Origin of the sequence: Streptomyces parvus (assembly GCF_032121415.1) — a bacterium.
GTDB classification, from domain to species: domain Bacteria; phylum Actinomycetota; class Actinomycetes; order Streptomycetales; family Streptomycetaceae; genus Streptomyces; species Streptomyces globisporus_A.
Map to the genome: position 1 here is coordinate 24300 of NZ_CP135078.1, position 25652 is coordinate 49951.

Below are 25652 nucleotides of genomic sequence, written 5' to 3' on the forward strand. Positions count from 1 at the left end.
CACCGCGCAGAACGGCCCGCACCACCCTGCCCGACACCGTGCCGATCTCGCATGATCGCTTCGTTCCCCAGCCTCACGGCCCCGCCCCTTTGGCATCCGAGGTCTTCTTTGGTCTTCCACCGGCCACCGAGCTTGAGATCGGGCCGACTTCGATGGCAAAGAGTCCAACATCGAGGTCACCGGACTTGGCGTCTCGGTTGCGTGTCACCCCCAGACCCCCAGGTCTGCTCAGATGTCGCTTCCACCTGGGGTTTTACGCCCCCTATCCCCAGGTCTTCGAGGTGATTCGGGCATTCTGGGCCCAACCCCCCAGTCCCTCGTCGCAGCTCTGGGGGGTTGGGGGGCAGCTCAGCGTCGCGTCTGAGGCAGGAGGAGCGGGCGGTGGCACCGGCAGTGGCCACAGGCTGAGCAGCCGGCGCACTCCAGGCAGAAGGAGCCGGGCCAGGTCGTGGGGCAGGAGCAGATCGCGTTGTAGTCGGGGGCATCGTCGAACCAGGCTCCCCGAGCGGTGGCGCGTAGTCGACGTGGACATGGCCGTCGGCCGTCAGCTCCTCATACCGGGTTCCGCAGCCGGTTGACTGCGCCCACGTGGCAACAACGTGGGCGGCGGTGCTCACCGGCTGCTCCGGGCAGGGGCAGCCTTGTTCCAGTCGGCGAGTGCGAGGACGGCGTCCGGGGCGGCCTGCGCCGGGAGCACCGCGTGACCCGCGTCGAAGCCCTCCAGTGTTCCGGCCCATGCCACGGCCCGCAGCAGCGCGCTGTGCGCCTGCACCGACGGGGGAACGGCCTCCAGGTCCCGGGGAGGTGCCATGCCGTGGCTCATGAGGATGAGGGACATCTCGAAGAATTCGCCGTACTCGTTCAGGTAGTCGAGCGCGTCGGTGTCCTCGGGCTCGTGCAGCACGAGCGGACCTTCGGCCCCGTGATGCGCACCGGTCGTGCCGAGCAGGCCGGCCTGCTCCAGGGTCATGAGCATGTGGGCGCGTTCGGGCCGCCCGCCTGAGTGCAACCACTCCTGCCGCTCCCGTTCCATCTCCAGGTCGCGGAGCGGTGCATCAAACGCCTCAAACAGTGGCGCGGCACCGCCGCCCGCTACGATAGGACAGCCGCGATCTACCTGGCCGGACTCCACGTTGCGGGCCCTAGGGGAGACCGATTCCCGGCCACTCCCGGAGGGTGTGAGCACAAGGGCCGGGCGCATCCGCCCTGCACGACCGGCGACGGAGCAGCCCCGCTCAGGTGGTCGCTGTGCAACTAGACGCACTGGCGGGTTGGCTTGATCTATGTGGGTACGATCATCGCTACACGCCCCCCACGTTGAGAGCCGAGGACTTACATGTCTGGAAACCTTCCCGCTCAGAGTGTCACGGCCGACTATGCGCAGCGGGTCGCTGATGACCTGGCGGCGAACCGCGGCGAGCAGGAGCGCGTGCGTACCGAACTGGCGCGGTTGCAGGATGAGCTGGTCCGTCTGGAGGAGAGTGAGCAGGTCCTGACGAAGATGCAGGAAGTGCTCGGCGGTACGCCCAAGCAGGCAACGAAGCAGCGCAAGGGCGGCAAGGGGGCCGCGGTTCCTGCGGCGCGGGGCTCCGACCGTAAGAAGACAGCAGGGAAGGCGGCTGCAAGCGCCGGGCGCAAGGCTTCCAAGAAGACTGTGTCGCCCAAGAAGGCGGGGGAGCCGACGTGGCTGGAGCTGACTACTGCTTACCTGGGAGGGCAGAGCGAGCCCCGGTCGGCGGCAGAAGTAGCGGCCTCGCTCACTGAGGCGCACCCTGAGCGCACGGTCCAGGTGACGGTGGTGCGCAACTCTCTGGAACAGGGGGTCGCCCAAGGGCGGCTTGAGCGTTCCAAGCAGGGACGTTCGGTCTTTTACAGCCCCACCGCCCCTGCCTCAGTCCCGTCCGGCTCCTAGCCAGTGCCGGTGGCTTCAGACGGGTAGTGGGCACACCTGTTCATACATCGAGAAGCCTGGACCGACTGCTGTGGCTGCTTCTCCCTCCAGCCCGCAGGATGATGTCCGGGGCCTAACAGCTGGGATTTAAAAGTCATCTCATTTGGGTGACTCGGTAGAGTGTTGGTCGCGGTGCGCGATCGACTCGGTGAAGATGCGGGCCCTGAAGAGGGGGGCCCGACCGCCGAACGCACCATGGCCTTGCTCGTCGGCTGCCGCCGCCTCCACCGACGCTACGAACGCAAGGCCGACCACCTCCTCGCCTTCACCAGCATCGCCTGCACTCTCATCTGCTACCGCAGACTCGCCAAATGAGATGACTTCTTAGTCGCGTGGACCGGATGCGGAAGGTAGTACGTCTCCCGGTCTCCGCCGGGGAGGGCAAAGACCCCGGCTGCTGGTTGGTCGCCTCAGGCCGGGGTCCCTGTCTCTCAGCCCGCCCTCCCTTCGCCCGGCCGAGCCTCGATGGAGGTCGTCCGGTCAGGCGGGACGCTGTGTCTTGGCGTTGTGCGGGTCAGGCGATCTGGTACCTGCCGACTTCCAGGAAGTGGCGCAGTGCTTCGGGTGTGTTGTCGTCGAGGGCGGCGCCGGCTGCCGCGCGCAGGGCTGGGCTGATCGAGGGGTCGGCGAGGATGCGGGCGATGGCGACGCGGTCGTCCTCGGCCTGGGCGGTGCGGTAGCCGTTCTCCAGCCAGGCGCGGATCGCGTCGGAGTCGTTGGCGTCCAGGAGGGCGTTGACCTCGGCGATGACGCGCCGGCCGCTGTCGGGGTCGCCGAGCAGGCGCGTGATGGCGACATGGTCGTCTTCGGCCTGGGCGGCGCGGTAGCCGCTCTCCAGCCAGGCGCGCATCGCTGCCGGGTCGTTGGCGTCGAGGAGGGCGTTGGCCTCGCGTGTCACACGGCGGCCGCTGTCCGGGTCGGCGAGGATCCGGGCTATCGCCACCCGAAGGTCGTCGGCGTCCGGTTCGTCCGCGGACGAGGACGCGGGCGCCGTCACTGCGGTCGGTGCCGTATCGGCGGCGAAGGACGGGGTGGCGAGCAGCAGCGCCGGGGCGAGGATGCCTGCGGCGATGACGGGTGCTACGCGGTGCAGTCGCAAGGGGAGAACTCCTGTTCAAAGCGTTGGCAGGGGAGTTGAGGGCGCATCAGGGCGTCCACCTTGGTCATGCTGCCATGCGGGTATGACAGCGGCGGTTGTCCCAACGGCCAGGGCTTCGCGGCTCTGGCTGTGGCCGGGGCTTCGTGTCGTCGCAGCCTCGCTGTCTGGGGCGCTTCGAGTGAGGCTCGTGGCTGCGGGGGGGGGGATGATCGAGACGAGTCGATTCCTGGGGGTGGTCGTGGTGTGGTCTGAGCGTGTGGTGGTGCGTGACGGCGTTCGACTTGCCTGTCGGGACTGGGGCGGGCGGGAGCAGCCGGTTGGGCTGTTGCACGGCTTGGCCGGTCATGCGGGTGAGTGGGAAGCGGTGGCCTCGCGGCTCGGTGGCCGGTATCGGGTCGTCGCGGTCGATCAACGGGGGCACGGCGCGAGCGGGCGTTATCCGCGCGATGTCTCCAGGGCTGCTTATGTCCGGCCGCATCTCCGGGCGGTGGCGTACCGCCTGCTCGGCTCTCTGACCGAGGCGGACGACGCTGTCCAGGAGACCTGGCTGCGCCTGGCGGGCTCCGACGACCGCCGGATCGACAACCCCGGGGGCTGGTTGACGACGGTGGTCGGCCGTGTCTGCCTGGACATGCTCCGTGTGCGCAAGCGGCGCGGCGAGGAGCCCCTGGAGCAGCAGCTGCCCGATCCGGTGATCGGTCGGGAGGACGGTTCCGATCCCGAGCAGGAGGCGCTGCTGGCGGACTCGGTGGGGCTTGCTCTGCTCATGGTGCTGGAGTCGCTCAGTCCGGCGGAGCGGCTTGCTTTTGTGCTGCACGACATGTTCGGGCTGTCGTTCGAGGAGATCGCACCGGTCGTGGCCCGCACGCCCGCGACGGCCAAGAAGCTGGCCAGCCGGGCGCGGCTGCGGGTCCGCGGCACGACGCCGCCCCCGGACCCGGACCGGGCCGACCAGCGCCGGGTGGTGGACGCCTTCCTGACCGCAGCCCGCGGCGGCGACTTCGACGCGCTCCTTGCCCTGCTCGATCCCGACGTGGTCCTGCGCGCGGACGGCGGCGCTCTCACCGGTGGCCTGCGGACGATCCGGGGCGCTACCGCCGTGGCGGGCCAGCTCCACACCTTCCAGCGGATGTCCACGGCCGCCACCATCCGCCCGGCTCTCGTCAACGGCGTAGCCGGCCTGGTCAAACCCTCGACGGGCAGCCGCTGTCCGTCATGAGCTTCACCGTCGCCAGCGGCAGGATCGTCGCCATCGACATCCTCGCCGATCCCGCGCGCCTGACCGACCTCGACCTCGCGTCCGCCGAGAACTGACCTCGCCCCCCCCCGCACGCAACCCCATGGCGTTTCGCGGGCCCGTCTCAGCACCGGAGGATCACTCCGGATGAATACCCCTGGGGGGTATACCATTGGTGTGGGAACCGGGAACGGACCACACTGGACGGGAATGGGGATGAAGGTCATGGACCACACCGCTCACGACAGCACCGTGCACGACCACGCCGCGCACGAGGGTCACCGCGGCGGTCACGCCGGTGCATCCTGGAGTACGGCGGCGAGGGCGACCCTGCACTGCCTGACCGGGTGCGCCATCGGCGAGATCACCGGTATGGCGATCGGCACCGCCCTGCTGTGGAGCAACGTCCCCACCATGGCGCTGGCGATCGGGCTGGCATTCCTCTTCGGCTACTCGTTCACGCTGTTCGCCGTAGCGCGGGCCGGCCTGGACCTCAAGACCGCTATCAAGGTGGCGCTGGCTGCCGACACCGTCTCCATCGCGGTGATGGAACTGGTCGACAACGCGATCATCGCCCTCACGCCCGGCGCGATGGACGCCCACCTGGACGAGGCACTGTTCTGGGGCGCGCTGCTGGGCGGCTTCGCCGTGGCCTTCCTGGTCACTACCCCGCTCAACAAGTGGATGATCGGCCGAGGCAAGGGCCACGCCGTCGTCCACGCCTACCACTGATCTCATCAGCAGCAGCCGAGCGGCCGAAAGCGCCGCGGGGGACGAACGTACGCCGGGGCCAAAGTCTGATCGAGGCGAGGGTGACGGTGCCGCGGAAGACGCAAGCGCGTCTATCGAACCTCGTGGCCCCGGCGCGAAGTTCTTGAGGGCGTTGATCGTTCGCTCAGTTTCATTCCTCCGCTTGTAGATCGTCTTGCCGATGCCAGCAGGTCGGCCGCCGTTACTGCCACGGCGTTGGTGGTTGGCCCGCTGGTTCTTCGGCTCGAGGATGGTGTGCTTGATCTGGCGTCGGCGCAGGTAGCGGCGGTTGCGGCGGGAGGAGTGCCCCTTAGGCAGGACACGGCGGTGAACGGCCGCTCTCAACGGGCACTATTTCCGACGGCAGCCTGGAGCCCTCATCTACTAACTGATCGTTTCAGCATGAGATCTCGGTCTGACATCTCGACCGAGATCCGGCTCAGCGGGGGATGGAACGGGTTACCCCGGTTGGCACGTTGGCTCGATAGGCCTCTGGGAGGAGAACCGTGTCGAGTTTGAGCTTTCCGTCGGCGCGGGCGGTTGGACGCGGGGCGGCCTGGTACCGCGGGGACTGCCACGTCCACTCCGTCCACTCGGACGGGGAACTCACCCCCGAAGAGTTGGCCGTCCGGGCGAGGGCGGCCAAGCTCGACTTCATCGCGACGACAGAGCACAACTCAGCCGCGGCCCCGGGGGTGTGGGGGCATCTGGCCGCCGATGACTTCCTGATCCTTCTCGGCGAAGAGGTGACCACGAAGACCGGGCACTGGCTCGCGCTCGGCCTCGATCCCGGCGAAGTCGTCGACTGGCACCACCAGGTCAGGGACGGACTGGTGGACAAGTGTCTGGACCAGGTCCAGCGAGGAGGGGGCCTGTGCGTGGCCGCGCACCCGCATGCGCCCTACCCCTCGGGCGACTTCATGTTCCCCTTCCCTGGCTTCGACGTGGTGGAGGTATGGAACGGACTGTGGGCTTCGGACCGGCCCTGGAATGCCGACAACGAGGCCGCCCTGGCCGAATGGGGGCGGAGCCTCGCGGCGGACCTCCAGACGGGCTCGTGGCGCTCGGCAATGGGCAACAGCGACACCCACCTGGAAGGGCAGATCGGGACCCCTCACACCGTGGTCTTCGCTGAGGAACTGAGCACAGAGGCAGTGCTGGCCGGGATCAGGGCCGGCCGCAGCTGGATCGCCGAGTCGGCGGACGTGGACGTTTCGTTCACCGCCCATACGGCCGGCCGCGTCGCCGGGGTGGGCGAGCGGCTCACGACTCATGGTGGGCAGGTGGAAGTACGTGCGGCAGTACGAGGTGTGCCGGCGGGGACCGTCAACTTCCACACCGATCGAGGAAAGGCCCACCGAGCCCCCCTCCCCGATGCCGGGGCGAGAGCGGTGCAGTGGGACACGACAGCGGAGCAATCAGCATTCGTCCGCATCGAGGTCCGCCATCGCAGCGGGCACGTCGCCGCACTCACCAATCCGATCATCCTCAACTGACCGCTCGTTTCACCGTCCGGTCCGCAGGCGGCGGAGGCACATGAGGCTGCATGCCAGTTCGAGCAGGCCCTGATGAAGGTCGGCGCGTCTTTCGTAGCGAATCCGCGGTCGTTTGAACTGGTGCAGCCAGGCGAAGGCCCGTTCCACCACCCAACGGACCTTGCCCAGCCCTGAGCCGTGCGCGACGCCGCGTCGGACGATCATCGGCTTGATGCCGCGCTTCGCCCCGAAGTGGCCGCGCGCATGCCCCAAGGTGGAGGCGTACAACGGGGCGCGGGGCGCGGGGCGCGGTGCGCCGTTCCGCCAGCTCCGAGCAGCGGGGAGTGCTGGACCAGGTGAGCGCGGCGGTCGGAAAAGTCCGGCTGCTCCGACTCCTCACCCTGCTCTAGGTGAACGGGAACGTCGACCTCGCCAAGGTGACGAAGGGCGGCGCCGGGAACCGATCCGCTGTTCCCGGTTACACCTCTACCGCTGGGAGGGGTTCGGGTGCATCGTGGTCGTGGTGAGACCGCACCTGCAGGGTGAGGTTCCCTTCTCAGTCCCTGTCCGCGCTCCCGTCGCGGGCGGGGCCTGCCGCTCCTCCCGGCTCCCCACGGGAGGCTTCGCGGCTGCCCGGAATCAGGGCTGAGGCAGCTCTCCGGGCCGGATGGGCACGATGGTGACGTTGGTGGCACCGGCAGCTGAGGGCGCTGTGAACCGCATCAAGGAGATCAAGCGACAGCTCTATGGCCGAGCCTGTTTCGAACTACTCCGCAAATGATCCTGCTCCAGTGACTTGAGCGCCAACTACCCAAATTCAATACCAAAGCCTCGTCCTCTCAGTTGGTTCGGGGCGCAGATCAGAGGTCTCCTCCCGAGCCTGTGCAGTCCGCCTCTTCTCCTCCAGGGACCAGGGGATCCATGCCGATCTTGACGAGAAGGAGATACGCCCCGTACGGCATATCGCCGCAGACGACCGAATCAGCCGTGGGACTCAGCACCCCACCGGCCCCGTCGTCGTCGAACTCGAACGCTGACGGATCCAGACCCAGCCGCTCCGCGAACGGCGCCACAGTGGAGAACATCCAGTCCCGCACGGTCGCACCGCCAACGGCCGCATTCCCCACCAGAGGGAAGGACACGAGGAGATCAGCCAGAAAACCCTGACGCAAGCCGTCCGGGTGCGCTGCCTCGAACTGCACTGCCATCGGCTGAAGCTCCGACACCAAAGGCAACCAGGCACGCAACGCCTCATCGGCGGTACTTACCTGCTGCAGATTGAGGTGGACGCGCATCACGACGTCGTCCGCAGAGAAACGCATCAGTGGGTCAACTGGCCCTTCGGAGAGATGCTTGCATGAGAGCAGTCCTTCCCCGGATTCCTACATCCACTTGACAGAGCGCCACGATGGCTTGCCGGGTGTGGTGTTCGTTGTGGTGCTGCCTTGCGCAGCCCACCGTAGATCGGGAGGCCGGCCGGCCGACGTGGGACGACGCCTCCGCAGTGGCTCTGCTCAGGCCCCACCCCTGGGGTAGAACGGAGGTGAGTAGCCGGCCTTCCATCGATTCCGTCCACGGCTGGGGGCATCGCACGGCAAGGGGGGCGCGGCAGTCCTGCCGCGGCCCCCTTGCCGTGCTGCGTGTACTACTCAACGTCGACGAAGTCGCCGGCAGTCGAGACGGCCGGGGTGGTGGACGTGCCGGCGAAGCTGTAGCGCCAGTAGCCGTCGGCCGAGGCCTTGACGGTGGTCTTCAGAGTGCCGGTGGAGCTTGAGGTGACGGTCTTGACCGTCGTGTAGCTCTTGGCACCCTTCTTCTTGAACTGGAGCTTCACGGGCTGGTTGGTGTAGCCCGTGTACGTCTTGGTGTCCCAGTTCGCACGGGTCAGCTTGCCGGTGGCGGTGAGGGTCTTGCCCTTCTTCACCGGTTCGGGCGAAGCGTTCACGTTCAGCTTGGAGAACCGCTGGACGCGGGTCTTGGCCTGGAAGTCGTTCCAGACGAAGTCCTCCTTGCTGCCGGTGTCCGCAAGCGCTCCGACGCCGACGTTCCAGGCGCCGGCGAGGCTGCTCGTGTAGAGGTCCTCGGACCGCGGGTCGACCGTGACCGAGACGGTGCACGTGGAGGTGGTCGGGTCAGCCGAGACCTTGCAGTCGCCGTACTCCTGGATGGGGCCGAGGAAGCCGTCGACCTCGTCGATGTGGCCGTGCCACAGGTAGGCGTACGCGTCGGCGATGCCGGACGGCGAGGACGCCGTGATCGCGATGGTGAACTTCTGCTTGGACTTCGTGCCCACCACGATGGTCTTGCCGCCGTTGACGACGACCTTCCTGATGACGGGCACTTCGGCGGCGCGTGCGGCGCGTGCCTCGGCGGCCTGCGCACCGGCCTGGGCGGGCGCGCCGCCGAAGACCTCGGCGCCGGACGGCACGCTCAGGCCGGTGGCCGGCTTCTCGTCGGCCTGGACGGCCGGTACTGCGAGAGCGGAAAGGGCCAGGGCGCCGGTGACGGCGGCCACGGTGGCACGTATACGCATGTGTCCCCAAGGAGAAGAGCCCCCGGGCGTGGTAGCGACGCCGGGGCCCATTTGATCCGTGAGCCTTTTGGCTCACAGGATCAGACAGACGAGTCAGGCCAAGGGTTGTAGGAATGGCGGAGCTTTCGTGAAAGTCACTCCGCCCGCCCTAGTCAGGAGGAGTGCAATCGCGCGTGCAGGTCACTTCGGTCACCCGGCTTGCTGTCCTTCATCCAGGACAACGACATCTACCTCGTCCAGCCTCGCGCGTGGATCAAGGCTCTGGGGCTCTGTCCTTTGCGGCGGCCGGTGGGGATAAGTAGGTCGGGCTGGATGTCCTCGACGGTCTCGCCGTGTGCGTGGTGGCGGAACGTGGTGTGCAGCATGTCGTCCGTGATGACTGGCGGCCGGCCGCCGTGATTTCCCTTACGGTCTGCGGCGTCGATCCCTTCGAGGGTGGACTCGCGGATGTTCTCCGCTCTGTCTCCGCCATAGCCGCGAAGAATCCGAACAGCAGGCTTCCCGGCCCGTTGGGGTCGTACGTCCCCTGGAGGGGGCCGACGACCATTTGCCCACTCCTGCACGCACCTTGGAGGCGGTGCCATGGGTCTACTCGCTTACTTGTGGCCCCGGAGGAAGGCCGGAATGTCAGCTCGGGTCGGGTAGTCGGGCAGCGGTGCGGGCTTGTCCTGGAGGAACGCGGTGATGGCGGCCGCCACTCGTTGGTCGTTGTCACCCAGCCCGTTCCACATGTGGTGGCCGACGCCGGGCATGTACTGGGTGCGCTGGATGGCGGGATTGTCCGCGAGGATGGTTGTTTGCCACTGCCGGACCTGGGAGGAGCACTCGGCGATCATCAGCATCGCGGGTGTCCGGGAGCGCCTGAGCTGCGGGGCGATGGAGGGGGAGTCTTTGATCGTTTGCTGGATGCGGAGGCTGGCGGCGGCATTGAAGGAGAAGTTCTCCGCGGTGTCCTCGACCGGGATGCGGTGCGCGTCCCGCGCGCAGTAGGCGGACGCGGTGTCGCTGCCGAGATCGGCAGCGGTGAAGGCGTTGTCGCCCTCCGCCTGTCCTACCAGCCCGTTGTCCGGGTTGAGCAGTCCGAGCCGCATGAGGCCAAAGGCGACCGCGTACCGCGGGACGTGCGTGGAGCGCGGTCCGGTCATCGCCGGAGCGAGGTCGCGGGCCGACGGCCGACCCTTCTGCTCCGCCATCCGGGCGGTGGGGCCGCCCATGGGGCCCGGCTCGGCGATGACTGCCCGGCGCAGGTGGTCGGCGATGGCCGGGTCGGCCAGCGCGCGGGTGAGTACAACCGCGCCTGAGGAGAATCCCAGTACGTCGGCGCGGCCCTTGCCGAGCTTGCCGACGAAGGCGCCGAGGTCGCGGACGGACCGGGTGATCGAGTACTGGTCCATGGGCAGCAGGTCGCTGCGTCCGCCACCGGCCTGTTCGTAGGCGTACACGTCATAGCCCTGTCCCGCGAGCCGCTGCAGGAAGCGGTGGTCGAGCACCGAGATGCCGCGCACCGGGCCGCCGTTGAGGTAGACGAGCGGGACGCGCTGCCGGGGGCTGTTGTTGGTGGGCGGGTAGTGGTAGACCGCGACCCGGCTGCCGGTGGACAGGCGCCAGTGCTCGGCGGTCACGAACGGCAGGGCGGACGGGTAGTGGCGCGTCGTGGGGACGGTGGGGACGCACACCGACAGCGTCAGGGCCGCTGCGACGAGCACCGGCAGGAATGGCGCCAGCCGTCCCCTCCAGGAGCGGCGGCGCCCCCGCCACAGCGCCGCGAAAACCGCGATGCCGGCAGTCGCGGACCATGCGACGAATCCCGAGCCCGCGCCGTCGGTGGCGACGATTAGCGCCAGGAAGAAGGCGACCAGCCCTACCACCGCGGCGGTGGCCGCCAGCAGGCGGCCGGCAAGGCGCAAGGGACGTATGACGGACGGTGGCATGATGAGCTCCCCAGAGTTTTGAAACGTCGTTTTGAAACGATGTTATCAGCATAGGTAAACTGCTTCCCATGGGAAGGCCGAGAACGAACGACGCCGCCGTCAGAGAACGGCTTGTCGCATGCGCGACCGAGATGTTCGCCACCCGTCCCCAGGAGTTGGTGACAGTCCGCGCACTGGCCACTGCCGCCGGAACGTCGACGGCGGCGGTGTACACGTTGTTCGAGGGGAAGGACGGACTGATCCGCGAGGTGCGCGACCAGGCGGTCGCGGGCATGTTCCAGGACCTGTCGGCCGTTCCCGGCTCGGAGGCCGCGCTGGAGGATCTGTACGCGTTGGCCGTGGCGTATCGCCAGTGGGGGCGCGAACACCGCCACCTGTACGCGGTGTTGTTCGGTGGTGCCCAGTCCTTCGTACCGTCGACCTGGGTCGGCGACACAGACCCGGTGCGACCGCTTGTCACGGCGATCGACCGTGCCGTGACGGACCAGATCCTCGCGGGCGACACCACACTGATCGCCGTCTCGTTGTGGGTCTCCCTGCACGGACTCGTAACCCTCGAACTGGCCGGCGGCCTAGACGGCACCGCAGCCGAGACCGCGTTCCGGTCAACGATTGATGCCGTACTACGCGGCTGGGCAACCCCCGCCGCCTTCCCTGGCCTTCGACGCCCAGACCCGGCGCCGTGAAGCGGTTGCTCCGTAGCCACACGAACACGACCGGCAGAGGGTCAAGCCGATACACACCACCCCGGCTGGCTCAGAGCGGTTCACGGCTATCGCTGCCAGCCATATCAACGGCCGCCAACTCACCAAGTGAAATGACGTCTATAAGACTGATCTTGGGTCCGACGCCGGAGGCTGGGTGGCCAAGTGGCGACCGAGGAAGTTGACACCGTCGCCCCAGGGAGAGCCGGATGGCCGAGCCTGGAGACTTCAGGCCTGTCCCGCCAGCCACTCGCTGGCGGGACAGTGGGCGCTCCCGGCGCGGTGCGGGCCGGGAAGCCTGGCCGTCACCGCGGCTGCAGCCAGCTTGAGGCGGGAGTTCATGTCCAGCCCGAACGGCCGTACGGACTCACGTGCGTCCAGAACAGAGGCGGCAGCGCCCGCCGGTCCGCGTCGGTGAGCTTGTCCGCACACTTCGGATCGGGCAGGACCTCCCCCGGACTTGTTCCGCACCCACCTGCGGGTTCGCGTCAAGACAAGGGTCGGGTCTCGGCGGCCTGCTTCAGGAGGGCCCGTGCTGAGTCCGCGTATCGGATGGCGGTCTTCTCGTCGATGCCGAAGACGAGGGACAGGTGGAGTGGGCTGGGTCCGTGGATCAGGGCTTCGTCGAGCTAGCGGTCGACGCGGAGTCGCTCCAGGGCCGCGGTGAGGTTGCGGGTGGCCCGGGTAGTCCAGAGCTTGACCGCCGGCCCGAGTTCGACGGCCGTCTTCTGGGTGATCAGCAGGTGTGGGTTGGCGGTGTTCGGCCAGCGAGTTCGGCGGCGCGCCCTGAGACGTCACTTGGGCAGCTTCGCCGTGCGCTCGGGGTGGGCGGTGGTGAGGTAGTGCATGGCGGTCTTCTCGGTGATCCCGAAGAGTCTCATCAGCCTAACGAGCTGGTGCGTGGTTGCGGTTGAGGAGGGATCGCGCGAGGGTGGGACGATCCAGTCCGTGGTGATCACGGTCGACCGGAACGTTCTCGCGCATCAGCTGTTGACCGGTGTCTCCCGGCAGCATCTGGCTTGCCTGGTCGAGGAGTTGGCCGGCCCGTGGCAGGCCATGATCGAGGAGCGTCGTCACGAGGCTCGCGGCGGGGCCAGGAAACGTGAGGCGGGGGCCGGTGCCCGGCATCGGCTGGTGCTCGTCGACCGGCTGCTCGTCACGCTGATTCACCTGCGGCACGATCTCCCGCACTCCGTCCTGGCCCTGTTGTCCGGTGTCGACCGTTCCACCGTTACCCGCGCGATCGGAGAGATGCGCGGGCTCCTGGCCGAACGCGGATGCGCGGTCCCTGACCGTCCTGGCCTGCGGCTTCGGACCCTGGCGGATGTGTTCGCCTACGCCCAGGCCGAGGGCATCGAGCTGCAGCTGGATGCCACCGAGATCCAGATCCGCCGGCCCGCAGCCGGCCGCGGCGGACGCCGAGCGTTCGTCTCGGGCAAGAAGAGCAGAACACGATGAAGGCCACTGTCGTCGCCGACCATCAGGGCCGCACTCTCTGGACCGACGCCCTGCGGCCAGGCCGGATGCACGATGCGACCGCCACACGCAATGAAGGTATCGGAACCTGTTTCCAGCACTTCCCGGACGTGGAAGTGCTTCTGGACGACGGCTACCTCAGTCTCCGGCGTGACCACCCCGGCCAGGCGATCACACCGCCCAGAAAACCAAACAAGATCGCTTTGCCGCACGTACACGCCGGCAGAGAAGAGGCCCGGCACCGACACTCATCGAAGCGCATCACCGTCGAGCACGCGCTTGCCGACCACAAACGCTGGAAGCAGCTGACCCGCTGGACGCACCGGCGAAAGGCCCTGCCCGACACCTACCGGGCCATCGCCGGCCTCGTCTCCGACCGAACCGCCAACGCGTAACCACGACCCTGATCAGGCAAACACGCCTCAACCGCAATCACGCACCAGCTCGTTACGCATCGCTTTCCTGTGAGAAGGGGCGTGGTCAGTGAGAACTTCCGCCGCCGGTGGGTTTCCCCTCGATGAACCCGATTGAGGAACTGGGACCCCCGCGCTCCGTCAAGACGGCGGCTTCGGACAGCAAGTGGCCCGTGCTGGCCGATAGCAGGCTTAGCCGGGCGATGCGGGAAAGGTAGCGTCAACCTTGCTGTCAGACCCGTATCGCATTGACGCGGGCGGGTCTACCACGACCGTAGGGGGGAACGAATGCGAGCTCTGACAAGGGCGCTCGTCAGCACTGTTACCGCTGTCGGGATTACCGCCGGAAGCCTGGCTGGGGCAAGCGCCGCCCTCGCGGCACCCGCGTCGGCCACGGTAGCGGCTGTCACTTCCGAGGCTGTCACCCCGCTCGCGGTGGTCAACCTCGGGCTGAGCACCACACAGGCCAAGTACGCACAGTGCTGGCTCAGGGCGAACTGGGGCTATACCGGAGCTATCGACGGTCAGCTGGGCACCAACAGTTGGAAAGCGTTCCAGCGGAACCTCAAGGCGCACTGGGGCTACACCGGGGCGATCGACGGGATCGTCGGGTCGGGCACGATCAAGGCGCTGCAGCGTCTGCTCAAGGCGAGCTGGGGCTACACGGGGGCGATCGACGGGGTCGCCGGGTCGGGCACCCAGGCGGCTTTCAAGCGTTTCGCCAACGCCTGCAGCGGCTGGTGCTGAACACGTAGGAGCGACACCTGAGGGCGGGGCCTCCGTGTGGAGTCCTCGCCCTTGGGCTGTCTGGCGTGCGCTTCAGAACCTCGCTGGCGGTAGGCCTTCTGTTGGCAGCGATGTGAACAAGTTCGACGCTGGAGCCGGCTGCGGCCCGGCAACGCAGGAATCCACCGTCTGCGGTGGAGTAGGTGGCAGTGAACCTCTTCCAACCCTGAGGGGTGGTGGGACGGGCAGCCCCGGCGGCGGGCATGAACAAAGCTCCTGATAGACGGGTTCACGACCAAGATCACCAGTCCGCCAACTTTCGCGTGCTTGTCTACCCTTCCCCAAGCTCTCAACTTCGTTCGAGCAGGGGAGACCCCAACGCATCGATCTGTCCAGCCGTACTCTGCGGCATCTCTCCGGTCCTCTCGCAGGTCACCGCCGTCGGATCGGTTTGCGCTGGCGTCGCCTGACCTTCGGCCGGCAGGCCCTGCTCGTCCTGGCCCGCCTGCGCTGCGGTGACACTTACGCCCGTCTCGCCGCGGGTTTGCATCGGGATCGCCACGGCTTACCACTAATTACGTGAGGCCGTCGACCTCCTGGCCGCCTTCGCGCCCCCGCTGGACCAGGCCATGACGACCGTCCGCAAGAAGGCTTGCGTGATCCTCGATGGCGCTGTGCTGTCGATCGATCGTATCGGCGCCGACCGGCCGTACTACTCGGGGAAGAAGAAGCACCACGGGATGAATGTGCAGGTCCTGGCCGATCCCGCCGGTCGCCTGACCTGAGCCTCGGACGCCCTTCCGGCAGCTATGCACGACGTGACCGCAGCGCGGGCTCTCGGCATTCCAGCCGCCCTCGCGGCAGACGACATCAAGTGCTGGGCGGACAAGGCGTATCGGGGTGTCGGCCCTGCGATCCGTGTGCCGATCCGTCAAACACCTGCGCGCTGGCGCGGCGTCACAATCGCGATCACGCCAAGATCCGCAGCCTCGGCGAACGTGCCATGGCCACCCTCAAGTCCTGGCGACTCCTGCGGAGGCTCCGCAGGCCGCACCACCCGGATCACCGCCGTCACCCGTGCCGTCGTCGCCCTCGAACTCGCTACCTGATCAAGATGGAAAAGGCTCAGTGAACCGTCACTCGTTGAGCCGAAGGTTGTTGCGGGTCGCCAAGGAAATCCTCACATTGGAACGGCAAGGCTGAAGTGGATAGTGGTTCACCACGCCCGAGATCCCAGAGATGCAGTCACCCAATCGTTCCCAAGCGGCGGCCCAGGACGCTTCGCGTGCCGGCCGGTGACGTAATCTGGAAACTCGGTACAGGTCGCGCCAGGAGAGCGCGGTCTGTATTTGTGATGTTCACTGTGAGTAGGGGGGCCTTTGAGGATTTCAGGGGTGAGCTCTGCTCCTACGTGCTCGGACATGACTTTCAAGGACGCCATGGCCGCGCTTGTGTCGGATGGCATGTTCTGGATTCGCTGGAAGAACGCGTGTGGACTGCCACCCTGGACGGTCTGGTGGTTACGGGGTTCGAACCACTCGCAGAACTGTCCATATTGAGCATACTTAAAAACTGTCATGGAATGTCCCGTTCGGCTGAGAGAAAAAGCTTCTGAGCCATCGGAAAGATTCACTTCGATCTCTGTGTCGCACTGCGATTCAGACATGAGGCGTGCTTCGCCCGGTTCGGCTCCATAGGCCGCGAGGACCTGTTCGGGGCTGTGGTTCCGTGACAGTGTCAAGGAGAAGTCGCCGTAGTCTTCGATGTCCCAGGTAGCTGGCATCGCTGTCATCCTCCCGTTGGATCCAGAGCGCCCGGTGGCTACAGGACTGCTTGTAGCCACCGGGCGCTTCGGGTTCACGCGTCAGGAACCGTCATACGGAAGGGATCTTTGTTCACCAGCCGCTGACTCTGAATGAGGTTACTGTAGGCGGTGCCGACCAGGGAGTTGGCGTCCGCTGGAACGTGGCCGCGGACGCAGGGTTCTGTCTTGGTGAGATGAAGATCCCGAGTCGTAATGCGGGTACCCCGGCCAGGTCTAGTCGGCCGAGGCACCGCACTGTCCGTCATTCGAGATTTCACTCAGGCCGCAGAGTCTGAGGATCCGCGAACCTGGCTGAACCTATTCTCGCTTCGTCCGAGGCTTGAGCATCACAATGACGAGCCCACCGATAGCTCCAGCGACTCCGAAGAGCAAAGCCACCTGCAGAGTCGTCCCCTGGAGGATCCCAAGCAGTACGGCGAGAGCACCGATGACACTCGCCGCTACCGCCGTCCCGATGATAGTCGGCATAATCCGCGCCTTGCTGCCGGTCATTTTCCTCCTGCCCCGATTTAGCCGAAGAGAGCGGAGCCAATCGGCCCGCTCAGCCCACCGAGCAGTCCTCCGATGGCGCCGGTTTCCCGTTCTGCCTGGGTGCCACCTGCGATAGTTGCCCCTGCTCCACCTGCGCCCGCACCCCACAAGGCAGCAGTGACAGCGCCCGCCGCTACACAGCCGACGCTGGCCGTGCCGGCACAAGCAACCCCGGCTGTTGCCACAGCTGCGGCACCCGCGATTGTGCCAGCCACCACCCCGACCCCGTCGGCGAAGCTGAACAGTCCGGTGGGGTCGATGCGGTTGACGGGGTCGCCTGCGGCGTAGAGGTACGGGTTCTGTTCCTGACCGGAGGGGTCGGGGGTGGTGAAGCGGCCGATGTTGGGGTCGTAGTAGCGGGCCGCGAAGTGGTACAGGCCGGTGGGGTCCTGGTAGCCGCCGGCGAAGCGGTAGGGCTGGGGGACCTGTTCGGTGGTGGCGGCTCGCTGGACGCCGCAGGGGCTGTAGGCGTACGTGTTGACCTTCGTGCCCGCTTCGTCGGTCAGGGCGACGACGCTGCCGAGTGCGTCGGTCAGGTAGTAGTGGTTCTTTCCCCCCCACGGGTCATGGAGTCCAGCGTGCCCCCGGGTTCGCGGTTGAATCCGGTGTCCACTCCGGCCGTTGAGGTGGCGGACAGGCCGAGGGGAGGGGCAGGTTGGCGGCGGCGTGGGTGAGCATCGCGTAGGCCGGCTGCCAGGTGCCGAGGATCGCGGTCGTCTCGCAGCGCAGCCAGCCCTTGCGGGTATAGCCGAGCTGGTGGCCGTGGAGGTAGGCCGCGGCGTCCTGAGCGCCGCCCGTCCTCTCGCACTCACTACCGGCGAGACGCCTTGGAGCGCTGATGGCAGGGGAACGGGAAAGCGCCGTGCCCCGGCCTTCCGGTCGGGGCACGGCGCTGTGGTGATCAGGCGCAGCCTGGACGGGATCGGCCGGGCCGGGCGGCCCCGCCACCGGCCGTCCGGCCGGCGCCGTCCTTCAGCGCAGGCCCAATACCTTGTCGGCGAACGCCGACAGGTTGGCCATGGTCCGGGCGACCTGCTCCTCGAGCGTCAGGTTCTCCTCGTACCGCCCGTGCCGCAGCTTCGGCTGCCGCTTGCCGCGCACATACAGCGAACAGGCCAGGTCCGCGCAGAGATACGTGCCCACCGTGTTCCCCTCTCGCCCGGCGGGGCCCGCCAGCGGCGCGGCGAACAGGGCCACGCCGGAGGAGGCGTGCGCGGTGAGACACGCCTGGCACATGCTCGACTTCACGGCACTGGTCCGTCCCGCGGAGGGGACGCGCAGGGTGATGCCGGTCGGCCCGGCCTCCCGCGGCAGCACCAGGTGCGCCTTCAGCGGGGCGCCCGGGTCGACCCAGCCGAGAAAGTCGAGGTCCTCCCAGGGAAGTGCGGCGAAGTCGGCGGGCAGGCGCATCCGGGTGGCCTCACCCTTGGTGCAGTTCACGAAGGACGCGCGGATCTGTTTGTCGGTCAATGGTTCCACCCAGTGGAACGTATCAATGGGGCCGAGTACGGGCATCCGATTTACCGGGCATCGGATCTATGGGGTCTCCGCCCTGCCGCCCCGCGCAGAAGGACGCTGGCCGTGCCCACAAAGCCGCCGTCACGGAAGGAGACCGAGGTGCTACTTGGGGGGTTCGTCGCAGCTCCAGGTGTCGTCGTCTTGCTGTGCCCAGCCGCGGGCGGGCGCGAGTTCGATGAGCTTGGGCTCCACCCGGCTGGGCAGGCCGAACAGGGCAAGCCACTGGTTCGCAGCAGGCGCCGCGCAGGTAGACGAAGCGGGGGAGCTCCTCGTCGGGCACGAGGGTTTCGTTGCTTCACCAACCCACTTGCCGTGCTTGGTGAAGACCGGGACCTGGTCGCGGTCGGCGTCGAACACGACGACGTAGTTCCCGTAGCGCTCCAGCACGAGGTCGTAGAGCAGCACGGAGGCCGGGGCGGCCTCGAGGACTTCGAGGCCGACGACGGTGAAGCGGGCCGGGGCCTCGAGGTCGTGGGACGGGACGACGATGCCGGTGACCCGCAGCAGGTCGCCGGGCTGGATCTCGCGCAGGAGCACGTCGGCCAGGCCCGGGTCGGCGGTGGTGCAGGCGTACACGGTGTCGGGGCATCGGGCGGAACGGTGTCCGCGTCGACGGGGGAGTGGATCAGGACGAAGCAGGCGGTTCCCCATCCGGTGCCGGGGGCCGGGATCGCGTCGACGTAGCCGCCGATGGCGAGGTATGTCTGGGGGTTCATCAGCTGACCTCCGCCAGGGGCGTGGTGGAGCGAGGGGAGCGAGGTGGAGTAGGGCGCTTCTCCGCGAGGGCGGGGCGGTGTCGATGTACCCGGGGGTGACGCGGTCATCGGGCTGCCTCCGGGGTGTTCTTCCGTGTGCGGCAGGGGCAGACCCGATCATCGGATTCGGGGCCTGCGGGCGGATCGTCTCCGTCGACCTGGACGCCGAATCCCCGCATATCCTGCGCGGCAGGGAAGATCTCCCGGGCCCACGCGTCCCGCTCTCGGGCCCGCTTGCCAGGGCGTCGTGCAGCGGGCGCACCCACTCGCGCATCAGCTCCCAGCGCTCACGGGTCAGGTCCAAGGGCAGCACCGCAGCACCTGGACCGTTCCGCTGGAAGTTCCCGTTACGACCGAGGGCCACCAGAGGGCGTCAACACTCTCTTCCATCCTCGCCCGCGTGGCTGGCCAGTCAGGGGTGGGAGTGGGGGGCGTCAACGCCTCCACCGGCGGGGGAAGCCGGTGATCCTGCGGTGCATCGCGTGCCAGATGCTCCATCACGGCTCACGCGTCTTCGTCCTGGACATTCCTTGGCCATGGCGACCGTCCCGCGTCTTCGGGTCCTTGAAGAGGGACAGGGCCGGGGGCAGCCATGAGCGCAACACCCTGCTCAAGCTTCGCCTGCTCACGCACCCCGGCCAGTGCCGCCTCCACCTGAGCCGACGCGGTCATCCGCGCCCCGCGCCACCCCATAGCGGATGCCACAACGACCCCACCCACGCCGATCCCGGCAGCCACGAGGGCCACAACTCCGTCATCCATACGCGGATTATCCGACTACCCTGCACTCCCCCGCCCCGTCGATGAACTCCTTTAGGCGCTCCAGCCGCGCAGGCCCCTCCACACTCGCCTCTCCCTGCCAGCCTCGGGGCAGAGCAGCCGGTTGCGTCCCGGCTGCTGACGCGGTGGCTTTGATTTCCGTCCCACTGGGCGGGTGCGCGGTGAGTCACGGCTTGAGGCCCTGACCTTGACCTTGACCGGGGCGCGGCTGCTGGTGCTGCTCCTCGTGTCTCTTGGCGGCGCCGCTCGACCGGGTCGGGCGCCGGGGCCGGAATCTGTCCGTCCTCGATGGCGCGGCGGCGGGCGTTGGCCGCACGGGTGACGGCGGCGAGCCGGTCCAGGTTCTCCGGTGTGCGCAGCCACGTCGCCGCGTCGGTCGTACGGCCCTCCAGATACTCCTCGGGCATCGCGGCCTGCTGGTGGGCATGGACGGCGGCCGCCCGCTGCGCCGGCGTGAGGGCGACGTCCCGGCCGGGGTGGTCGACGGCGTGCGGCGGAGTTGATGCCGGGTCGTGATGCTGGCCGTCGTCCTGCCGGGCGGGCGGGGGACGGGCGGCGCGGATCGCGTTGCGTACGACGAGGCTGGCGACCCGGGCCCGCTCGTAGCGGGACGACTCCCGGGGCGGCCTGCCGCCGGTGCCGACGATCCACCACCGGTCGGGCTCGGTGAAGTCGGCGGTGTAGAAGATCTGGTCGGCGGCCGGGGCGCGGCGGCCGGGCCGGGGATCGGTGGTCTGGCGGGTGTGGTCGGACAGGGCACGGTTGGCGATGTAGTCGTCCAGGCCGCGTGCGAACGCGTGGCCGCGCAGAGTCTCCAGGAGGTGCCGGCCGGGCTTCGGCCAGGACGTGGCGGCGGGCGAAGTTCCTGGGGACGGTGAAGACGACCGCGGCGACGTCCACGGCGGCGAGCATCGTGTCCACCACCGGATCCACCCGGGCCCGGACCGCCGCCCCGAGCGCACGGTAGCGGTTCAGGAGCCCGTCGACCATCTGCTGGCCGCACATCACCAGCGCGGAGGACCGCCACCAGACGAGCAGCTGCTCCAGCGGGCGGGTCTTCTTCTCGGGGCGGGTGTCCTGCGCCGCTTGCCAGCCCAGGTCGTGGCGGGCCTTCTCGCCGGGCAACCGCCCGTGCTCCTGGGCGTACGTGTAGGTGAGGCCCTCCAGAACGTCCTCGATCCGCTGGCGGCGGGTGGAGGATCAGTCGATGAGCACCTGGTCAACGCCGGCTATCCCCATCACCGGGCGCAGGCCCGACGTCACCTCCCGAGGCACCGTCGCGAGCCGTTGTGTCCAGCACACCCCACTTCGGCTCGCCGTGGTCGACCAGGCGTTGTACGCGGTTGAGGACCAGGCAGTGCTCGTGGAGCAATTTTTCACGTTCAGGGTGTCTCATGAGACAGCTGATCGCGACCTTCGCGCCGGTCAGCGAATCGCGCGCCGCGCCGCCAGGCGGCGTAAGCCTGTGAGGCGGTGAGACAACGCCAAGATGCTGAACCGGTGCGCCAGCTCCGGCAGAACACCTGCAGCAAGTTGCGGACCGGCGCCGCTCGGGCGGGACCAGCTGTTGCTGTACCGCGGAGGCTGTGTCAGTGCCTCCTGCGATCCTTCTTCAATGATCAACGAGTACAAGAAGCTGCTGGCGGGGCTGGACGATGTGGACTGGGCCAGCCTGTCCCACGCCTACGAGTCGGCGCATGACGTTCCAGGGCATATACGCACCCTGTGCGGGAGCGACGACGAGGCGCGCGAGCAAGCGTTCAGCAGCCTGTTCAGCAGCATTTTTCATCAGGGCAGTCGCTATTCGGCCTCTCCGGTCGCCGTGCCGTTCCTCGCGAGGATCGCCCTCGCAGGCCCTGCGGCCGCCCGCGAGAACACGATGTGGCTGCTCACCCGCCTGGCCGTGGACTGGCACGACGAGTACGACGTGACCACCGGCATCAACGTGGCCGGATGGCGTGCGGCCGCGGCAGAGGGCGGACCGGAGGAGCTCCTGCCGTGGTACGAGGAGCAGCTGGCCGCCGCGACGGGCGCCGACCAGCGCGCACAGCTGCAGGAAATACGGGACTGGGTAGCCGCTGGCAACTCGCCCGACGCCCGGTGGTCGGCACTCCAGTCCTACGACGCCGTCCTCGCCGAACTCCCCGACCTTCTCGCCCTACTCGACGACGATGACACACGACTGCGGACCCGGATCGCCTACCTCCTGGCCTGGTTTCCCGAATTCTCCACCGCCTCCCTGCCCCGCCTCCTCGCCCTTGCCGCACACGGAAGGACCCGGTCACCGCAGCCACCGCACTGCTCGCCGCAGGCATCGTCGGACCTTCCTCCACGGTCGAGGACATCACCTCGTATCTGGATGCCACAAATCCGCTGATGCGGTGGGCCGCTGCCACCGCCTTCATCCGCCTCGCCGGCCTCGACGGAACCCCTGTCGACCCCGGCCTGCTCAGCCGGGCTGTCACGGAACTCACCGCAGCTGCCCGCAGCCCGTTCGATCGCGTAACCGACTACTGCGAGGGCGACCTGTTCGGCCACATCGAGCGCACCCTGCACGCCCTGCCGCCCGGTTCGAACCCCTCCGTGCGCGAGGCGCTCGACGCGTGCCTGCCCCGCATCGTCTGGGACTACTCCGGGTCCCGCACCCGCAGAGCGATCCAGGAGCTTTTCCCCACTCCACAGCCACGCCCCGCGCCCCGCTACACCGACTTGACAGCGGCGCAGCAGCAGCTGTTGGGCGATCTCGCCGGCCACCGGCACACCTGGCTCATCCGCTCGTCCGCAGACGGGCTGCGGGACCTCGGCCTTCCCCACACGCAGGAAGCCCTGCAGTCCTTCGTCCGAGCGCACCACACCGCCTGAAGCACCGCAACACCACGCACCATCGGGTCCGCTCAGCGGCCGGCCTACCGGCCGCGGTGCGGCCCGGGTTGCTGCGAGGGGTGCGCCTGCTTGTCCTCCCGGCGCACCGGGTTCGCTGCGCCGTCGCCCGGGTTGGTGCGGCGGCGCATGCGAGTGCGGGAGTCGTCGGCGGCCTTGGCGAAGACGTCCTGGAGGAGCCGCAGCCGGCCAGCCGTGACATCGGGTGCTTCCACGTCCGTGCGCAACTTCCTCAAGGCCCGCAGCGCGGTCATGTCAATCGCCTCTGGGGACCCGGTGCCCTGCTCCTGGTCGTCGTGCTCGGCTTCGGCGGCCGAAGGTGCGAACAGCTGCTCGGGCATCGCCGACTACTGATGCGCCGCAGCATCGTACGCGCGGCCCCGCACGGCGGCGGTCGTGGTGGTGGTGCGCAGCTTCTCCCGGACCATCGCACCGGCGAGGACAGCGCGCTCGTACTGCAACGGAATGCGGGGGTCTCCCCCTCTCCCGCGTCCGTGCCCCGGGACCAGGACGTCCGGCATGATCGGGCACGGACGGACCGGCGAACACTCCTCGCCGGTCCGGCTCTCCCCGGCGAACTGCGGCCGGTCTCGCCGCCCCTGTACCGGCGGCGAATTCCAACTCGCCCGCTTCCAGTCGTTCCAACGAGCACACGGTGCAGGAAAGCTCTCGCGCACGTGAGTCCGCCAGTTCCACCTGTTGCTGGAACAGGGGCCGGTTTCAAAATCTCGCCCCGGTTCAAGGGTGTGCTCAGCGGCCGGCTTCCGGTCCGTGCGGACCTGGCTGCTGGGAACGGTGCTGTTCCTCCTGACGCTCCGGGTGTACCGGAGCGGCGATCTCCCGGCCGGTGTACTTCATCTTCCTGGCCCGGGCCCCGTCACCGCTCTTCGTCAAGGCGGCCGCCAGCTGGCGCAGCTGCTCAGCGGTGAGTTCCAGGGCTTCCACGTCCGTACGCGATTGCCTCAGGGCCCGTAGCGCCGTCAGGTCCAGTGCTTCGGGGCGGCCGGGCTTCTGCTCCTGGTCGTCGTTCTCGGGGTCGGTCGGCTCGGGTGCGAGCAGCTGCTCGGGCATCGCCGCCTGCTGGTGGGCGACGACGTCGTACGCCCGGCCTCGCACGGCGGTGGCGGTGGTGGTGCGCAGCTGCTCGCGCACCACCGCTCCGGCGAGGACGGCTCGTTCATACTGCGGCGGGATGCGGGGGACCTCCCACTCCCCCGCGTCCTGGCCCCGGGGGGGGCGCAGGCGGCTCGCCGGGATCGGTCGGGGGTTGCCGGTCCGGGTCGGGTGCTGGGGTGGGTGGGTGGCGGCGGGCGGGGAGGTCGGCGAGGTTCCACCGGGCGGTGTAGAGGCGGTAGCCGGCTTCCAGTCCGCGTACGGTCGTCGGCTCGCTGATGTCCAGGCAGTGGGCGGAGATGGCGGCGGCCACGATTCTGTCGTCCAGGCCCGGGTCGCGGCGGCGGCCGCGCAGGACCAGGACGAGGTGTCGGCGGGCCTCGGCGAGCAGGTGCCTGCGGTGGAAGCGGTCGCCCTCGTTCATCACGAACACGGTCGCGGCGACATCGGCGGCGGCCAGCTCGACGTAGACGATGGCGGTGACCCGGGCCCGGATCGCCGCGGCTGCGGCGCGGGCGTGCTCGAGGAGGGAGTTGATGACCGACGCGGCCACTCCGGAGGTGAGGATCGCGCTCTGCTTCCAGTCGGCGCGCAGCTGCGCGAGCGAGCGGGCCTTCTCCTTCTTGGGCGGCCGGGTCTTCCTCGCCGCGATCCGCTCCAGCCTGGCGCGGGCCCGCTCCGAGACCACGGGCAGGAACTTCGGGTCTCCGTTGTCGTCGACGGCGGTGACGTACTCGTGCTCCAGCTCCGCCAGGCAGGTGGCGATCTGGTCGCTGCGCCGGGAGGTCCAGCGGATCAGCTCGTGCGGCACTCCGGCGATCTCCATCACCGGCCGGCGCCCCGGGGTGACGGTGCGCGGCTCGGTCGCCAGCCCCAGCAGTGGTGGCTGACCGTGCTGGGGGTGAGGCCCATGTACCAGGCGATGCGCTTGGTGTCGTACTTGCCGATGGCCTTGAGCACGACCACGTCGAACTGGCGCGGGGACAGCTTGCACATCGCCGGGTAGAGGCCGATGTCGCTGTCCATGAACGGCAGGCTCTCGCGGAACGTCCCGAGGACCTCGTCGAGAACGGTGCGGCGCATGATGCTCCATGCCTGCTCGGGCAGATCGGGCTCGAGAAGCAGGCTGTCCCACTGCCGCTTGATCTCGACAAAGGCCCGGTGCACGGCCTCTTCGGCGAGATCGTTCGTCCTCAGGATGGCCAGGGCGAACTCGTGGAACGCGTCCTGGTTGGAGAGGTAGTAGGCCTCGAGCTCCAGGGGAATCGGGAGCGGGGGCGGGACCTCGGCCACCGGGGTGTGGCCGGACTCCTCGCGTACGTCGTCGGTCATGGATCCTCTTCGTTGAGGCTGAGTTGGCCCTTGGTAACGGGTGCCGTCGCGAACCACTCAACCGGCCGAATCCGCCGAACGCGCATGCGCACCCGCACGAATATGACGTACGGAGATCAACTAACCCCATAGCGTGACTGCCCCACGCTTGGCGAACCGGCCCTGACCTGGCGTGACGGTCGCGGCAGAAGGGTCCGCGGGGAGCAGCGCGGCGCCCCAGGTGTGATGGGGGTCACGCCTGTAGCGCCTGGTCCTGGTCGGCTTCTCGCCACGAACGAGTGAAAGCAGCCAACTCGCAGACTGTGAGACCACGGTGAAGCGCGCGGGGCCACGATCCGACTACGCGGTACGCGCTATCCGTCCGACGCCCGAACCGGAGGCGACCCACGCCGGTTCCGGAACCTGTGCCCGGTTGAAACAGCGGCGCCCTTCCACGGCTGGCTACCGATCGAGGGGTGCGTCGGTTAACTCGCACGGGCGCTCGATCCCCTGACGCGGTGTTCCATCCGTCAGATCCCGGACCTGGGAGTGCAGGTGAGTTGTGCACCGCGACCCGGCACGACCGCGTGGAGACCTATAGCAGGCGTGTCGCCACGTCGCTGGTCCTGTGCGGTGCTTCGTCA

General features: G+C 68.2%; 19 protein-coding genes and 9 pseudogenes. 12 read left to right on the plus strand and 16 right to left on the minus strand.

Annotated features, from left to right (window positions below; genetic code table 11):
- Positions 1 to 613 precede the first annotated feature (613 nt).
- Positions 614 to 976, minus strand: a complete 363-nt coding sequence (locus tag RNL97_RS00075; protein WP_158709186.1) for a hypothetical protein — start codon at positions 974 to 976, stop codon at positions 614 to 616.
- Between the two features lie 360 nt (positions 977 to 1336).
- Here RNL97_RS00075 and RNL97_RS00080 point away from each other — a divergent pair, with 360 nt between their 5' ends.
- Both RNL97_RS00080 and RNL97_RS00085 read left to right on the plus strand, forming a co-directional pair.
- Positions 1337 to 1912, plus strand: coding sequence for a hypothetical protein (locus RNL97_RS00080; protein ID WP_243316553.1), 576 nt, complete (start codon positions 1337 to 1339; stop codon positions 1910 to 1912).
- 225 nt (positions 1913 to 2137) lie between these two features.
- A pseudogene (locus RNL97_RS00085) lies at positions 2138 to 2266 on the plus strand (IS5/IS1182 family transposase); the annotation flags it as partial.
- 199 nt (positions 2267 to 2465) lie between these two features.
- On the opposite strand, the gene RNL97_RS00090 reads toward RNL97_RS00085, so the two are convergent.
- Positions 2466 to 3050, minus strand: coding sequence for a YfdX family protein (locus tag RNL97_RS00090; RefSeq protein ID WP_030593219.1), 585 nt, complete (start codon positions 3048 to 3050; stop codon positions 2466 to 2468).
- Between the two features lie 205 nt (positions 3051 to 3255).
- On the opposite strand from RNL97_RS00090, the pseudogene RNL97_RS33010 reads away from it, so the two are divergent.
- The 3 genes and pseudogenes from RNL97_RS33010 to RNL97_RS00100 form a co-directional block, all read left to right on the plus strand.
- A pseudogene (locus RNL97_RS33010) lies at positions 3256 to 3438 on the plus strand (alpha/beta fold hydrolase); the annotation flags it as partial.
- Between the two features lie 99 nt (positions 3439 to 3537).
- Positions 3538 to 4364, plus strand: a pseudogene (locus tag RNL97_RS00095) (sigma-70 family RNA polymerase sigma factor).
- Between the two features lie 139 nt (positions 4365 to 4503).
- Positions 4504 to 5019 carry a DUF4396 domain-containing protein gene (locus tag RNL97_RS00100; RefSeq protein WP_390334377.1) on the plus strand — a complete coding sequence of 172 codons (516 nt, stop codon included), beginning with the start codon at positions 4504 to 4506 and terminating at the stop codon, positions 5017 to 5019.
- A gap of 52 nt (positions 5020 to 5071) precedes the next feature.
- Here RNL97_RS00100 and RNL97_RS00105 read toward each other — a convergent pair.
- Positions 5072 to 5349 (minus strand): annotated as a pseudogene (locus tag RNL97_RS00105) (IS5/IS1182 family transposase); the annotation flags it as partial.
- A 203-nt stretch (positions 5350 to 5552) separates the two neighbouring features.
- On the opposite strand from RNL97_RS00105, the gene RNL97_RS00110 reads away from it, so the two are divergent.
- On the plus strand, positions 5553 to 6533 hold the full coding sequence (locus RNL97_RS00110) for a CehA/McbA family metallohydrolase (protein WP_313750258.1): 981 nt from the start codon (positions 5553 to 5555) through the stop codon (positions 6531 to 6533).
- A 9-nt stretch (positions 6534 to 6542) separates the two neighbouring features.
- On the opposite strand, the pseudogene RNL97_RS00115 reads toward RNL97_RS00110, so the two are convergent.
- The 5 genes and pseudogenes from RNL97_RS00115 to RNL97_RS00135 form a co-directional block, all read right to left on the minus strand.
- Positions 6543 to 6860 (minus strand): annotated as a pseudogene (locus RNL97_RS00115) (transposase); the annotation flags it as partial.
- A 512-nt stretch (positions 6861 to 7372) separates the two neighbouring features.
- A complete protein-coding gene (locus RNL97_RS00120; RefSeq protein WP_313750232.1) occupies positions 7373 to 7834 on the minus strand; it encodes a hypothetical protein in 462 nt (153 codons plus the stop codon).
- A gap of 323 nt (positions 7835 to 8157) precedes the next feature.
- Positions 8158 to 9045: a hypothetical protein gene (locus tag RNL97_RS00125; protein ID WP_030593234.1), complete on the minus strand. Its 888-nt coding sequence runs from the start codon at positions 9043 to 9045 to the stop codon at positions 8158 to 8160.
- A 263-nt stretch (positions 9046 to 9308) separates the two neighbouring features.
- Positions 9309 to 9595, minus strand: a pseudogene (locus RNL97_RS00130) (recombinase family protein); the annotation flags it as partial.
- A 46-nt stretch (positions 9596 to 9641) separates the two neighbouring features.
- A complete protein-coding gene (locus RNL97_RS00135) occupies positions 9642 to 10976 on the minus strand; it encodes an alpha/beta fold hydrolase (RefSeq protein WP_313750233.1) in 1335 nt (444 codons plus the stop codon).
- Positions 10977 to 11044: 68 nt separating this feature from the next.
- Here RNL97_RS00135 and RNL97_RS00140 point away from each other — a divergent pair, with 68 nt between their 5' ends.
- Complete coding sequence (locus tag RNL97_RS00140; protein ID WP_030593241.1) at positions 11045 to 11662, plus strand: TetR/AcrR family transcriptional regulator; 618 nt, start codon at positions 11045 to 11047, stop codon at positions 11660 to 11662.
- An 812-nt stretch (positions 11663 to 12474) separates the two neighbouring features.
- Here RNL97_RS00140 and RNL97_RS00145 read toward each other — a convergent pair.
- Positions 12475 to 12639 (minus strand): hypothetical protein, encoded by a 165-nt coding sequence (locus tag RNL97_RS00145; protein ID WP_313750234.1) that lies wholly within the window; start codon positions 12637 to 12639, stop codon positions 12475 to 12477.
- On the opposite strand from RNL97_RS00145, the pseudogene RNL97_RS00150 reads away from it, so the two are divergent.
- The 3 genes and pseudogenes from RNL97_RS00150 (at position 12581) to RNL97_RS00160 (ending at position 15404) form a co-directional block, all read left to right on the plus strand.
- Positions 12581 to 13551: pseudogene (locus tag RNL97_RS00150) on the plus strand (transposase). The gene RNL97_RS00145 and the pseudogene RNL97_RS00150 sit on opposite strands and share 59 nt — an antisense overlap.
- Positions 13552 to 13857: 306 nt before the next feature.
- Positions 13858 to 14316 (plus strand): peptidoglycan-binding domain-containing protein, encoded by a 459-nt coding sequence (locus RNL97_RS00155; RefSeq protein ID WP_030593244.1) that lies wholly within the window; start codon positions 13858 to 13860, stop codon positions 14314 to 14316.
- 361 nt (positions 14317 to 14677) lie between these two features.
- Positions 14678 to 15404: pseudogene (locus tag RNL97_RS00160) on the plus strand (transposase family protein).
- Between the two features lie 1225 nt (positions 15405 to 16629).
- Here RNL97_RS00160 and RNL97_RS00165 read toward each other — a convergent pair.
- The 3 genes and pseudogenes from RNL97_RS00165 to RNL97_RS00175 all read right to left on the minus strand — a co-directional run.
- Positions 16630 to 17297, minus strand: a pseudogene (locus RNL97_RS00165) (RHS repeat-associated core domain-containing protein); the annotation flags it as partial.
- A 326-nt stretch (positions 17298 to 17623) separates the two neighbouring features.
- Positions 17624 to 18130, minus strand: a complete 507-nt coding sequence (locus RNL97_RS00170; protein WP_030593249.1) for an FBP domain-containing protein — start codon at positions 18128 to 18130, stop codon at positions 17624 to 17626.
- Positions 18131 to 18271: 141 nt separating this feature from the next.
- Positions 18272 to 18745, minus strand: coding sequence for a hypothetical protein (locus RNL97_RS00175; RefSeq protein ID WP_050500254.1), 474 nt, complete (start codon positions 18743 to 18745; stop codon positions 18272 to 18274).
- Between the two features lie 2574 nt (positions 18746 to 21319).
- Here RNL97_RS00175 and RNL97_RS00180 point away from each other — a divergent pair.
- Together RNL97_RS00180 and RNL97_RS00185 are read left to right on the plus strand one after the other, a co-directional pair.
- Positions 21320 to 22081: a hypothetical protein gene (locus tag RNL97_RS00180; RefSeq protein WP_313750235.1), complete on the plus strand. Its 762-nt coding sequence runs from the start codon at positions 21320 to 21322 to the stop codon at positions 22079 to 22081.
- A complete protein-coding gene (locus RNL97_RS00185) occupies positions 22081 to 22566 on the plus strand; it encodes a hypothetical protein (protein WP_313750236.1) in 486 nt (161 codons plus the stop codon). The genes RNL97_RS00180 and RNL97_RS00185 overlap by 1 nt, the downstream gene beginning before the upstream one ends.
- Positions 22567 to 22610: 44 nt before the next feature.
- Here RNL97_RS00185 and RNL97_RS00190 read toward each other — a convergent pair whose 3' ends face one another.
- From RNL97_RS00190 to RNL97_RS00205, 4 genes are all read right to left on the minus strand, one after another.
- Positions 22611 to 22925: a hypothetical protein gene (locus tag RNL97_RS00190; protein WP_030593261.1), complete on the minus strand. Its 315-nt coding sequence runs from the start codon at positions 22923 to 22925 to the stop codon at positions 22611 to 22613.
- Positions 22926 to 23334: 409 nt separating this feature from the next.
- Complete coding sequence (locus RNL97_RS00195; RefSeq protein ID WP_234313547.1) at positions 23335 to 23736, minus strand: hypothetical protein; 402 nt, start codon at positions 23734 to 23736, stop codon at positions 23335 to 23337.
- A gap of 25 nt (positions 23737 to 23761) precedes the next feature.
- Positions 23762 to 24523: a relaxase domain-containing protein gene (locus RNL97_RS00200; protein WP_313750237.1), complete on the minus strand. Its 762-nt coding sequence runs from the start codon at positions 24521 to 24523 to the stop codon at positions 23762 to 23764.
- The gene (locus tag RNL97_RS00205; protein WP_313750238.1) at positions 24523 to 25029 is read right to left on the minus strand and encodes a sigma-70 family RNA polymerase sigma factor; all 507 of its coding nucleotides are present in this window, start codon (positions 25027 to 25029) and stop codon (positions 24523 to 24525) included. The genes RNL97_RS00200 and RNL97_RS00205 overlap by 1 nt, the downstream gene beginning before the upstream one ends.
- Positions 25030 to 25652: the final 623 nt, after the last annotated feature.